Source organism: Planococcus sp. TJ-302 (assembly GCF_058268455.1).
This window is the reverse complement of sequence record NZ_JBZDOI010000001.1, coordinates 973501-986366: the sequence shown is the minus strand read 5'-3', so window position 1 is coordinate 986366 and position 12866 is coordinate 973501. Positions and strand designations below refer to the sequence as shown.

Here is a 12866-nt window from a genome sequence, read left to right as displayed (position 1 = left end):
GCGAATAAATACAGCAATAAATTCACTGGAAAGGTGGAGGAAGTATGGCACTCAAAGCAAAGATGATTTTTGTCAACTTGGCAGTAAAAGACTTGCAAAAATCCAACGATTTTTTTACACAGCTCGGTTTTGAATTTAATGCTGAAATGACGGATGAAAAAGGAACATGCATGATTGTCGGGGAAAATATCTTCGTCATGCTCTTGACCGAGGACTTCTTTAAGAAATTTACCAAGAAAGAATTGGCTGACCCTACAAAAAACTCGGAAGTGATCGTGGCGATTTCGGCCGACAGCAAAGAAAGCGTCGATGACTTGGTAGGCAAAGCGCTAGCAGCAGGAGGTTCGGCATCCAATGACAAGATGGACGACGAATATATGTATGGCTGGAGTTTCCAGGATCCGGACGGACATTTATGGGAAGTGATTTATATGGAAGAAAGCTTCACCCCTTAAACGCTCCGAAAAGCGCTGAATCCACTTTATTGGATTCAGCGCTTTTTTGCCGTCCGTTGTAGCGATAGAGTTCTTTTGAGGGGAATTATTTCTTTCGTTGCGAAACTAATTTCCAAAAATGGAAACTTTATTGCAAACAATTCGTATAGCTGTATAGAAGTTAAATTTATGGAGGTGTTTTCTTGGCTAATCCAGCAACAGCAATGCAATTAATTGAATTAAAGAAAACCATTGGCAACAAGTCGATTATCAAAGGTTTGACATTCGAAATCAAAGCAGGTGAAGTTTTTGGCTTTTTGGGGCCGAACGGCGCAGGGAAGACGACGACGATCCGAATGATGGTCGGCTTGATGGATATCACAGAAGGTGATGTGCTGATCGAAGGAAAAAGCATAAAAGATGATTTCAAAGAAGCTATTCGCCATGTCGGGGCTATCGTGGAAAATCCGGAAATGTACCCATTCCTGAGCGGCTGGAAAAACTTGCAGCAATATGCGCGAATGACGGAAGGCGTTTCTCAAGAACGGATTAAGGAAGTGGTTGAATTGGTTGGCTTGGGAAATGCCATCCATGAAAAAGCAGGCCGCTACTCGCTGGGCATGCGGCAGCGGCTCGGCATTGCGCAGGCGCTGCTTCATCGGCCATCGATCCTGATCCTCGATGAGCCGACAAATGGTCTCGACCCATCAGGTATTCGGGAAATCCGGAAATACATACGCAATTTGGCTGAAAAAGAAAATGTCGCGGTCATCGTTTCTAGCCATTTGTTGTCGGAAATTGAACTGATGTGCGACCGGATTGGCGTCATCAAAAAAGGCGAATTGATCGCCATCGAATCCGTCAAGAATGTGGAAGATCATAGCGTCTTAAAAGATGTCCATATCGAGGTGCATCCGCTTGAAATGGCCAAGGATTATCTGCAAAGTGAAATGGATCAAACCATCGGCATCAATAAAAAAGAACTGATTGTCTCGGCAAAACGAGAGGATATCCCGCAAATTTTGAAAAACCTCGTCAATAGAGGAATGGATGTCTACGGGGTGCGAGTTCTGCAATCGACGCTGGAAGATAAATTCTTTGACTTGATTGGAGAGAACGCAATTGAATAATTTCCTGAAGCTGGTGTGGAACGAACAGATAAAATTATATGCCAAAAAATCGACATGGATTATGATTGCGCTCATTGCGGCAATCGTCCTTGGTACCGGTCTGCTGGCGAAATTTATGGATTCCGGGATTCAGACAGAAGAGTACGGCGCAGATTGGCAATCGGAATTGCAGAAAGAAAATGCGGCGCTGGCGAAAGAGATGGAAGAAGACGAGTTTGCTGGGTTTTCGAATCCGTTCTTGATCCAGAAAAACGAGTACTACTTGGAAAATGACATCAAGCCCTTGCCTTATGACGGCTGGGAGTACGTGCTGGAAAACGCAGCACTCACTTCGCTGCTAAGCTTGTTCACCATCATTATTGCAGCGGGAATCGTTTCCAATGAATTCAAATGGGGCACGATCAAGCTGCTGCTGATCCGCCCGATTTCACGCAGCAAGATTTTATTGTCTAAATATGTGTCGGTATTGTTGTTTGCTTTGGCGTTATTGGTTTCGATGTTGGCTGCTTCCTGGATTGTGGGAGCGCTGCTGTTCGGGCTGAACGGTATGTCGCCGATGATTGTGCAAGAGACAGCAACGGGCTATGAGCAAACCTCAGTTCTTAAAGAAATCCTGCAAGGCTACGGTTTTGGCATGGTGACCTTGGTGATGATGGCAACGTTCGCCTTCATGATTTCGACGATCTTCCGGAGCAGCGGCATGGCAATCGGCTTGGCAATATTCTTGATGATGGCCGGCAATACGCTTGTAGCTTTCGTTTCGCAATACAGTTGGTCTAAGTATATCCTGTTTGCAAATACGAATCTCCAGCAATATTTCAACGGCTCCGAGCCGATGATCGAGGGCATGTCGCTGGCGTTTTCACTTTCCATGCTGGCCATTTATTTTGCCATTTTCATGGCAGCGGCTTGGACAGCGTTCACGAAAAGGGATATTGCAGGGAATTAAATACAAAAAAGGCCGAACCTCCATTTCTGGAGGCTCGGCCTTTTTTTGATCTTTTATTCGGCTGGCAAAGAAAAATTTACAGGTATTCTTCAAACCGTTTCTCCAAATAATTCTGCAGCACAGTCATGACCGAACAGATGGCCCAGTAGATGAGCGCTACTAGGATAAGCAGTGTCAGCAAATCGTATTCGCGGGCACCGACGACGCGGGCTTTTTGGAAGACTTCAGGCACGGTGATCATCGCTGCGAGCGAAGACGCTTTGATCAAATCGAGGTAGACATTCGACAGCGGTGGAATCGCAATGCGCACGGATTGCGGCAAGATGATGCGACGCATCGACTGCCAATAAGTCAGCCCCAATGCGCGGGCCGATTCCCATTGCCCTTTGTCGACAGAAGCGAGCGATGAGCGGAACACTTCTGCAATATAGGCAGCAGAATTGATGGAAAACCCGATCAAAGCCGCTTGCACAGCGGTGAACTGGATGCCGATGACGGGCAATGCGAAGTACAGCAGGAACAGGATGACCAAAATCGGAACGCCGCGCATGAATGAGATATACAAGCGCGCAGGCCATTCCAGCAGGCGGTAGGGTGCGGTTCTGGCGAGAGACAGGAAAAAGCCGAGTACCAGGCCGATTGCCATGCTGACTATTGAGATCAATAACGTGTACCCGATACCGCCCAAGACGTATGGCAGCGAATCTATAGCCAGTTGAGGGTCAAAAAGGAGCCCCCATTCAATATCATTCAAAGAGAAAACCTCCAATGCAATTGATTAGAATAGAAAAGTCCTTTAAAAACATAGCATTTCCAGAGGGACACGGCAATGTCTGGTTCACTTGAAATACAATATAAATGTTATGTAAACAAAAAATTTTCTTGGTTTTCGCTGTTAACTCTGCAAGCATAGAAAAAGCGGGAAGGCTTCAAAGCCTTCCCGCCCACTGTCTATTTTTTCAATTTGATGACTAAGTCTTCGTCAGGGGTGACGAACACCGTTTTCTGTTCAAAATAAATGACAAAGCCCGGTTTGGCGCCGCTTGGCTTTTTCACTTGACGGACTTCAGTGTAATCGACCGGCACGGAGCTCGATCCGCGCGCTTTGCTGAAATAAGCAGCGATGGTTGCGGCTTCCAAGATCGTCGTTTCATCCGGATCGTTCGAATGGATGACGACATGCGAGCCGGGAATGTCTTTCGTGTGCAGCCAGGTGTCGGATTTCGATGCTACTTTGAATGTTACATAATCGTTCTGCTTGTTATTTTTGCCAACTGATATCTGCACGCCAACGCTCGACACGTAAGACTCGACGGAAGGTTTCACAGGTTTTTTCTTTTTCTTCGATTTCTGTGCTTTCATGAAGCCTTGCTCCGCCAGCTCCTCACGGATTTCTTCAATGTCGGAAATGCCAGCTTGCTGGACTTGCTGCATGAGCGTTTCGAAATAGTTGATATCATCTTCAGTTTTCTCAATCTGCTCTTGCGTTTTTACAAGGGCAGTTTTCGCTTTTTGATAGCGTGAGTAATATTTCTGGGAATTCTCAATCGGCGTTTTCCGCGGATCCAAGGCAATCAGAACGGTTTCGCCGTTGTAATAATTTTCGGCATCGATTTCTTTCAATCCTTTGGTCATGCGGTGCAGGTTCGCCATGATCAGCTCGCCGTTCAATTGCAGCAAATCGCGTTTTTCAGCCTGGTCTTGCTCTTTCTTCAGTTTTTTCAGTTTCCCTTTCAGCTTGGCAATTTCATTTTGCAGCCAGCGTTCAAGGTCGCCAGCTTGCTGTTTGACGCGGTCCCGTTCTGCTTTGGCGTAATACATGCGGTCCAATAATTCGCCAAGCGCTGGAAATTCGAGTGTGCTGCCAGTGATATGCGTCAAAGGCGCGGCAGAGAAGAAACTTTTGCCTTCGTGTTCGACGTAATAGCCGGTTGGCTGCTCTTTCAGGAATTCATTCAGGTATTGCTCGGCTGCTTCGGCTTTGTTTTCGGTTTGGTTAAGGCGGTAGACAAGTTCACGTGCGTTGAGCGGCGAAAATCCGGCATAAGCGCTGACAATTTCAGGTTCACTGAGTTCTTCGAGTTCAGTGGAAGAGCTGAATGGATCTTTTTTCTCCTGGGACGGCGGGAAGACATAAGGTTGGCCTGGCAGTACGGTGCGGAACGAGTTGACGCTCGGCGGCAAATGCTTGAGGCTGTCCAGAATCATCATCCGTTCGGCGTCGACGAGGATGACATTCGAATGCCTGCCCATCAATTCGACATGTAATTCGCGTTCGATGTCGTCGCCGATTTCGTTTTTGCTTTTGATTTTCAAAATGATGAGCCGGTCCATTTCGTGCTGGCTGATGCTCGAGATGACGCCGCCTTCAATATGCTTGCGCAGCAGCATACAGAACATTGGAGGTTCGGACGGATTGGTGTTTGCCATATTGGTGAGGTGCATGCGTGCATATGACGGGTGGATCGAAATTAATAATTTATGGTTTTTCCCTTGCGCGCGTATGTGCAAAAGCAGTTCAAGCTGATTGGGCTGATGAACTTTTGAAATCCTGCCTGACACGAGCTGTTGGAGCTCACGCGTCATCGCTCTTGTAAATAATCCATCAAATGCCATTAAAAATCCCTCTTTCAAATCGTTTTGTTCCATCTTATCATTTTCACGGTGTATTATGATATAATAAGACAGTTAGATAGAAAACGAAGAACAATGACCAGTTATGGGTGGCGGTGATGTCTGTGAAAAAAGCGGTGAAGTTTGTTTCTCTCGGCAGTGGCAATGCCGTGTCGGTGAATCGAATCGTTTCGATCGTTACACCAGATTCTGCACCGTCCAAAAGACTGGTTCAGGAAGCGCGCAGCAAAGGCTTGCTCGTTGATGCGACAGGCGGCAAAAAGACCAGATCGATTTTGGTGATGGACAGCGACCACGTTGTCATATCCGCTATGTCAGCTGAGACATTGATTGCGCGTGCTGAAGAAAATGACGACGAAACGAATGAGGGATAAAATGAGAAAACATCGCGGACTGCTGATTGTATTATCAGGGCCTTCGGGTGTCGGTAAAGGCACCGTCAGAAAAGAGCTGTTCTCACAGCCGGATACGAATTATGAATACTCCATTTCAATGACCACCCGCTCGCCGCGGGAAGGGGAAGTGGATAAAGTCGATTACTTCTTTAAGACCCGCAGCGAATTCGAAGAGCTGATCGAGCAGGGCAAATTGCTCGAATACGCGGAGTTCGTCGGGAATTATTACGGCACACCGCTTGATTATGTCAATATGATGCGGGACGCTGGACGGGACGTGTTCCTGGAAATTGAAGTGCAAGGTGCAGCCCAAGTCCGGTCGAAAGTTCCGGATGGCTTGTTCATCTTCCTTGCACCGCCGAGTTTGTCCGAACTCGAAGATCGGCTGGTCGGCCGCGGCACAGAAACCGATGAAGTGATTGCTTCTCGGCTTGGGGCAGCGCGCCAAGAACTTGAAATGATGAATTTATATGACTACGTTGTTGTAAATGACGAAGTCGAACACGCATGTGACCGCATCAATGCGATCATCATCGCGGAACATTGCAAGCGTGAACGTGTTGAGCAACGCTATCTTGATATGCTAAAGGAGAATGTCTGATGTTATACCCATCCGTTGATAAATTAAAAAGCAAGATCGATTCGAAATACTCGTTGGTGGCGCTCGCTTCTAAACGTGCCCGTCAATTGCATGAACACGGTGACGAAAAGCTTGATTCTTACGTGTCCGCTAAGTCAGTAGGCAAAGCGCTTGAAGAAGTCGCTGCAGGCGTTTTGAAGATCGAACATCAAGACGAATTCGCTATCTATGAAGATGAAATTTAACCATTAATCGCAACCGACGACTCCCAGAGCAAATTTGTTCTTTGGGAGTTTGTTGTTTAGAAAGGGTGTTTGTGTTGTTGGCGAATCGTAAAATCCTATTATGTGTAAGCGGAGGCATCGCTGTCTATAAAGCGGTGGCTTTGGTCAGCAAACTGTCGCAGGCAGGTGCTACTGTCAAAGTGATTATGACGGAATCGGCACGGCAATTTGTCCAGCCGCTGTCGTTCCAAGTAATGTCCCGCAATGATGTCTATTTTGATACTTTCGATGAAAAGGATTCCTCGGTGATTGCGCACATCGATCTGGCTGATTGGGCTGACTTGATCATAGTGGCGCCTGCAACTGCAAATGTCATCGGCAAATTGGCAAATGGCATGGGCGACGATATGGTCACCACGACTTTGCTCGCAGCAACAGCTCCGATTTGGGTCGCGCCTGCGATGAATGTCCATATGTACGACCATCCAGCTGTCAAACGGAACATCCAGCAGCTGCACGTAGATGGCATCCGATTTATCGAACCTTCTGAAGGTTTTTTGGCTTGCGGCTATGTCGGAAAAGGGCGGCTTGAAGAGCCGGAGAAAATTGTGGAACTTGTTTCCGATTATTTCACCCGTCCCAAAACGCTGGCAGGAAAAAAAGTTGTTGTTACTGCGGGGCCGACGCGGGAGCGCATTGACCCTGTCCGTTTTTTAACCAATTTTTCAAGTGGCAAAATGGGCTATGCTATGGCCCGTGCAGCGGCTGAAATGGGCGCAGAAACAATTCTGATCAGCGGACCCGTTTCGCTTGAGGTGCCAAAAGGGGTCAAACGGATATTGGTGGAAAGCGCGGAAGATATGCTGAACGCGGTGAAAGCGGAATACCCGGATTCTGACATCGTCATCAAAACAGCGGCAGTGGCGGATTACCGGCCCGTTCATGCGCATTCGCAGAAGATGAAAAAGCAGGCCGGCGGTTCAACGATTGAACTTGAACGCACGGTTGATATCCTGCAAACGCTCGGGCAGGAAAAAACACACCAGATATTGATCGGATTTGCGGCGGAAACGAATGATGTCGCGCATTACGCGAAAGAAAAGCTGGCACGGAAAAATGCGGATTACATCATCGCGAACGATGTCAGCGAAGCGGGTGTCGGCTTTGAGTCGGATACCAATCGCGTAACGGTTTACGGCCGCAATGATTTCGAGCGCAGTTTTGACATGCTGCCGAAAGAACAATTGGCGCAGCAGCTGCTCGGACTGATCGTGGAAAGGGAAGATTTGCATGATAGCTGAAGTGATTGTCGATGTAGCTGCCCATCCCATTGACCGGCCGTTCGATTACGCCGTTCCGGAGGAGCTGCAAGTGTTGGTTGAACCGGGCATGCGCGTCAAGGTGCCATTTGGTCCACGCAAAGTGCTCGGCTTTATCACCGCATTAAAGGACACATCGGATTTCGATGTATCCCGCTTAAAGCCGATCCATGAATTGATGGATGTGGTGCCAGTCTTGAACGAAGAATTATTGGCAATGGCGAAATGGATGAAAAAACAGACTGTGTGTTTTGAAATAGATGCTTTGCAAGTCATGATCCCATCCGCATTGCGCGCGAAATACGAAAAGCGTTTTGTTTTGAATGCACCGCTCGAGGAACTGCCAGAACCGCTGCGTCCTTATTTTGATAAACGGCCGTTTGTCCGTTCGCAGGACGCTGTCGAGGTCTATGGTTTATTGAAGAAAGAACTGGAGCGCGGCACGGTTGCCGCTGATACCGACATCTCGCAGCAGACTGCCGTCAAAAAAGCGCGGATGATCCATATCACGGATTCTCTGGAAAAGCTGGAGTCAATCGAAATCCGCTCGAATGCCAAGCAGCAGGTCAAGCTGATGGCTTATTTTAAAAACCATCTTGGAAAAGCGATCGAGTCTTCGGTACTGCAAAAAGAAGCGGGAACGACTTTGCCGACCATTTACAGCTTGGCAGAAAAAGGCGCAGCGGAAATCCGCAATGAAGAGCTGTACCGGGATCCGAAATTATTGAGCAACATCGAGAAAAAACCGAATCTGCAATTGACCGAGGCGCAGCAAGCCGCGTACGACGCAATTGCTGGGGCTTTGAATAAGCCGAAAACCTTCTTGCTGCACGGCATCACCGGCAGCGGTAAGACCGAAATCTACCTGCAGACAATCGAAGAAGTGCTGAAAGCTGGCAAAGAAGCGATCATGCTCGTACCGGAAATTTCGTTGACTCCCCAAATGACGCTTCGTTTCAAGGAACGTTTTGGCGACTTGGTGGCGGTGCTGCACAGCGGCTTGTCTGCCGGTGAAAAATACGACGAATGGCGGAAAATCCAGCGCGCCGAAGTGAAAGTAGTCGTAGGCGCTCGTTCAGCGATTTTCGCTCCTTTCCGCAATTTGGGCCTCATCATTCTCGATGAAGAACACGAATCGAGTTATAAGCAAGACGATTCGCCGCGCTACCATGCAAGAGATATGGCCATTTGGCGCAGCGAATACCATAATTGCCCGGTCATCCTGGGCAGTGCGACTCCGTCGCTTGAGTCTTATGCGCGCGCGCAAAAAGGCGTCTACGAATTGCTGGTGCTTGAAAAACGGGCGAAAAACCAGCCGTTGCCGACCGTCCACATCGTCGATATGCGAGAAGAGCTGCGCAACGGCAACCGGTCCATGTTTTCGGTGCCGCTTGCAGAAGCGATCCGCGAACGCCTCGACCGCAAAGAACAGACAGTGTTGTTCCTCAACAAACGGGGTTATTCCTCGTTCGTGCTGTGCCGTGATTGCGGAACGGTCATGCAATGCCCGAACTGCGATATTTCGTTGACCTACCACCGCTCAAGCGAATTGATGAAATGCCATTATTGCGGCTACGACGAACCGGTGCCGCATACATGCCCTGAATGTCAAAGCGAACACATCCGTTTCTTCGGAACCGGAACGCAGAAAGTAGAAGAAGAACTCGCCAAATTGGTGCCTGAAGCCCGCGTGCTGCGGATGGACGTCGACACGACGCGAAATAAAGGCGCACATGAAAAAATTCTGGCGGCTTTCGGGGAAGGCAAAGCGGATATTTTGCTTGGCACCCAAATGATTGCCAAGGGCCTCGATTTCCCGAATATCACGCTAGTTGGGGTGCTATCCGCGGACACGACGCTGCATCTGCCTGATTTCCGGGCGGCTGAAAAAACCTATCAGCTGTTGACGCAAGTCAGCGGACGCGCGGGGCGCGATAAATTGCTGGGAACGGTTTTCGTGCAGTCATATACACCGGATCATTACGCCATCACTCTGGCAAAAGACCAATTGTACGAGCCGTTTTTCGAACAGGAAATGGCAATGCGGCGTGCCAGCGGCTATCCGCCGTATTATTACGTCGTCAATGTGCAGTTCACGCACGAAGACTTGATGACGGTCGCCGGATACGCGGACCAAAGCGTCCGGTTCCTGCAAAGCCAATTGTCCCAAAGTACGCTGATCATCGGGCCATCCGCTTCGCTGATCGCCCGCGTGAACAATAGATATCGCTATCAATGTTTGATAAAATACAAAAAAGAACCGAAGCTGGCCGATGTCATGCAGCAGCTGATCAAAATTTATCGCACGGAATGGATAAAAAAAGGCGCTACATTGTCGATCGATATGAATCCGACTTCGGTGATGTAAAAGAAATGGGGAACCAGACATGGCAATCTTAGAAATCATCAAACACCCGAACCCGATTTTAGAGCAGCAATGCGAAACGGTGACGAAATTCGATAAAAAACTTGCAAAATTGTTGGACGATATGCACGAAACGATGCTGGAAAACGATGGCGTCGGCATTGCCGCGCCGCAAGTCAATGTGGCACAGCGCATTGCCATCGTCGATTTTAATGAAGGCCAGGAACCGATTGAAATGATCAATCCGGAATTGGCGCTCCATGAAGGAGCCGACACCGATATTGAGGGCTGCCTCAGCTTCCCGGGAATTTTCGGTGAAGTGGAGCGTTTTGACCACATCAAGATCAAAGCGCAAGAGCGCGATGGCTCTTGGTATGAACTTGAAGCAGAAGGCTATGAAGCACGCGCAATCCTGCATGAAATGGACCATCTCGAAGGCATTTTGTTCACGAGCAAAATCACGAAGTTTATTTCACAGGAAGAATTGGATGCCATCATTGCCGAAGCGGCGCTTGAAGAGGAGGAAACGGTTTGACGAAAATCGTCTTTATGGGAACGCCGGCGTTCTCGGCACCTATCCTGCGCATGCTTGTCGAGGAAGGCTATAACGTGATTTCTGTCGTCACTCAGCCGGACCGGCCTGTCGGGCGCAAAAAGGTACTGACGCCGACACCTGTCAAAGAAGAGGCGCTGCGCCTTGGATTGCCGGTCTATCAGCCGGAAAAGCTGAAGAATCCCGAAGAATTGCAAGTTGTGTTGGACCTTGCACCGGATTTGATCATCACCGCGGCGTTCGGGCAAATATTGCCGAGCGCAGTGCTTGAGGCGCCGAAACTGGGCGCCATCAATGTCCATGCATCACTATTGCCAGCTTACCGGGGAGGCGCGCCAATCCATCAGGCCATTATCGACGGCCAAACGGAAACCGGTGTCACGATCATGTATATGGTTGACCGGCTTGACGCAGGGGACATCATTTCGCAAACCGTTGTGCCGATCGGCAGCAAAGACGATACGGGCGTAATGTTCGATAAACTGAGTGCGGCAGGCAAAGACTTGCTGAAAGCGACATTGCCATCGATCATTGGTGGCACCAATGAAAGGCAAGCGCAGGACGAAGAAAAAGTGACTTATGCGCGCAATATTTCACGCGATCAGGAACGCATTGATTGGACCAAATCAGCACGAGCCATCTATAACCAAGTGCGCGGACTGCATCCGTGGCCTGTCGCGTTTACGACTTATAATGAACAAAACATGAAAATCTGGCAAACTGAAACAAAAGATTCTGCGAAAAGCGGAAAACCGGGAGAAGTGCTTGAACTGAGCGGCGACGCCATTCTTGTGCAAACGGGAGACGGCGCTTTGGCGATCAAGGAATTGCAGCCAGCCGGCAAAAAGCGCATGAGCGCTGCCGATTATTTAAAAGGACCTAAGATCCAGGCGGGAGATTTATTCGTATGAAAAACAAAAAACTGCAAGGCAACGTTCGGGATGCGGCATTTTCCATTCTCTGGGCTGTTGAAAACAAACAGGCATACAGCAATTTGCTGCTGCATCAGACAATCGAAAGCTACGCTATTTCCAATAAGAACAAAGGCTTGTTGACTGAAATCACATATGGCACTTTGCAGCACCAGATGACGCTCGATTATTACTTGGAGCCTTATTTGAAAGGCAAAGTGGAGCCATGGGTAAAAACCTTGCTGCGCATGTCGCTATACCAAATCGTCTACCTTGACCGGGTGCCGGCGCATGCCGTTGTCCATGAAGCGGTGGAAATTGCAAAACGGCGCGGCCATGGCGGCATTGCTAAATTCGTCAACGGCGTACTGCGCTCGGTTCAGCGCAACGGCGTCCGTTCATTCAATACGATCAGCGATCCATATGAGAAAATCTCCATCGAAACCAGCCATCCGGTATGGATGATTAAACGCTGGGCCGAACAATTCGGATTGGAAAAAACGCGGGAAATGGCATTGGAGAACAATAAAATCCCTTCACAGACCGTCCGCGTCAACCGCATGCAGGCGACTCCTGAAGAAGTAATCGAGATGCTCCAATCCGAAGGCTTGGAAGCGGTCCAAAGCAAATGGGTCCCGGAATGCCTGATTGTTACAAATGGCCAGCCTGCCAAAACGGCGACGTTCGAAAAAGGCTTTATCACGATACAAGATGAAAGTTCGATGCTGAGTGCCTATGCCTTACAGGCAGGTCCTGGTATGGAAGTTCTTGATATGTGTGCGGCTCCCGGCGGGAAGACGACTCACATCGCAGAGAAGATGGAAAACAAAGGGCATTTATTCGCCATGGACCTCCATAAGCATAAAATCAAGCTGATTGAAGAAACGGCAAAACGCCTCGGGCACACCGTTATCGAGACAGAAGTCGGTGACGGCAAGAAAAGCGTCGAGCGTTTCGGACCTGAAAAATTCGACCGCATTCTTGTGGATGCTCCATGCAGCGGACTTGGCGTCATTAAACGCAAGCCGGACATCAAATATACGAAAAAAGAAGAAGATTTCGACAGGCTGCAAGAAATCCAGTTAGAGCTGCTTGGCCAAGCGGCACAATTATTAAAGCCGGACGGCATCATGGTCTACAGCACATGTACAGTCGACTCGGTGGAGAACCGCGGCACGGCTGAACGGTTCCTGAAAGACCACCCGGAAATGGAAAAAATCGAAGTGGCATTGCCAAAAGAGCTTGGGCTGAAAAACACAGGCTTTGTGCAAATTTTTCCGCAAGACTACGGCAGCGACGGTTTTTTCATTTCTGCCTTCCGCAAGCAAGCTTCTATTAAATAGTTCAAGCATGATTAGACATGAAACGGGGT

13 protein-coding genes are annotated in these 12866 nt (G+C 48.7%); 11 read left to right on the top strand and 2 right to left on the bottom strand.

Translation table 11 applies throughout. The features are described from left to right. Positions 1–44: 44 nt before the first annotated feature. From AC4EHB_RS05075 to AC4EHB_RS05065, 3 genes are all read left to right on the top strand, one after another. Positions 45–455: a VOC family protein gene (locus tag AC4EHB_RS05075; RefSeq protein ID WP_490974503.1), complete on the top strand. Its 411-nt coding sequence runs from the start codon at positions 45–47 to the stop codon at positions 453–455. Positions 456–658: 203 nt separating this feature from the next. Beyond that, entirely contained in the window at positions 659–1564 is a 906-nt protein-coding gene (locus tag AC4EHB_RS05070) for an ABC transporter ATP-binding protein (protein ID WP_490981492.1), read from the top strand. Next, on the top strand, positions 1557–2513 hold the full coding sequence (locus AC4EHB_RS05065; protein WP_490974502.1) for an ABC transporter permease: 957 nt from the start codon (positions 1557–1559) through the stop codon (positions 2511–2513). The genes AC4EHB_RS05070 and AC4EHB_RS05065 overlap by 8 nt, the downstream gene beginning before the upstream one ends. A 76-nt stretch (positions 2514–2589) precedes the next feature. Here AC4EHB_RS05065 and AC4EHB_RS05060 read toward each other — a convergent pair whose 3' ends face one another. Together AC4EHB_RS05060 and AC4EHB_RS05055 are read right to left on the bottom strand one after the other, a co-directional pair. Continuing rightward, complete coding sequence (locus tag AC4EHB_RS05060) at positions 2590–3267, bottom strand: amino acid ABC transporter permease (RefSeq protein WP_490974501.1); 678 nt, start codon at positions 3265–3267, stop codon at positions 2590–2592. Between the two features lie 197 nt (positions 3268–3464). After that, positions 3465–5129 carry an Rqc2 family fibronectin-binding protein gene (locus AC4EHB_RS05055; RefSeq protein ID WP_490980840.1) on the bottom strand — a complete coding sequence of 555 codons (1665 nt, stop codon included), beginning with the start codon at positions 5127–5129 and terminating at the stop codon, positions 3465–3467. A gap of 116 nt (positions 5130–5245) precedes the next feature. Between AC4EHB_RS05055 and AC4EHB_RS05050 the strand changes: the two genes are divergently transcribed. From AC4EHB_RS05050 to rsmB, 8 genes are all read left to right on the top strand, one after another. Further along, a complete protein-coding gene (locus AC4EHB_RS05050; RefSeq protein ID WP_135503758.1) occupies positions 5246–5521 on the top strand; it encodes an extracellular matrix/biofilm biosynthesis regulator RemA family protein in 276 nt (91 codons plus the stop codon). Between the two features lies 1 nt (position 5522). Continuing rightward, complete coding sequence (gmk, locus tag AC4EHB_RS05045; protein ID WP_490974499.1) at positions 5523–6143, top strand: guanylate kinase; 621 nt, start codon at positions 5523–5525, stop codon at positions 6141–6143. Continuing rightward, positions 6143–6367 carry a DNA-directed RNA polymerase subunit omega gene (gene rpoZ, locus AC4EHB_RS05040; RefSeq protein WP_490974498.1) on the top strand — a complete coding sequence of 75 codons (225 nt, stop codon included), beginning with the start codon at positions 6143–6145 and terminating at the stop codon, positions 6365–6367. The genes gmk and rpoZ overlap by 1 nt, the downstream gene beginning before the upstream one ends. Positions 6368–6441: 74 nt before the next feature. Beyond that, positions 6442–7647 carry a bifunctional phosphopantothenoylcysteine decarboxylase/phosphopantothenate--cysteine ligase CoaBC gene (gene coaBC / locus AC4EHB_RS05035; RefSeq protein ID WP_490980839.1) on the top strand — a complete coding sequence of 402 codons (1206 nt, stop codon included), beginning with the start codon at positions 6442–6444 and terminating at the stop codon, positions 7645–7647. Continuing rightward, positions 7637–10033 (top strand): primosomal protein N', encoded by a 2397-nt coding sequence (gene priA, locus AC4EHB_RS05030; protein ID WP_490980838.1) that lies wholly within the window; start codon positions 7637–7639, stop codon positions 10031–10033. Before coaBC ends, priA begins: the two co-directional genes overlap by 11 nt. Positions 10034–10052: 19 nt before the next feature. Then, a complete protein-coding gene (def, locus tag AC4EHB_RS05025; protein WP_490980837.1) occupies positions 10053–10565 on the top strand; it encodes a peptide deformylase in 513 nt (170 codons plus the stop codon). Beyond that, positions 10562–11494, top strand: coding sequence for a methionyl-tRNA formyltransferase (gene fmt, locus AC4EHB_RS05020; RefSeq protein ID WP_490980836.1), 933 nt, complete (start codon positions 10562–10564; stop codon positions 11492–11494). Before def ends, fmt begins: the two co-directional genes overlap by 4 nt. Continuing rightward, positions 11491–12837, top strand: coding sequence for a 16S rRNA (cytosine(967)-C(5))-methyltransferase RsmB (rsmB, locus tag AC4EHB_RS05015; protein WP_490974493.1), 1347 nt, complete (start codon positions 11491–11493; stop codon positions 12835–12837). The genes fmt and rsmB overlap by 4 nt, the downstream gene beginning before the upstream one ends. Positions 12838–12866 lie beyond the last annotated feature (29 nt).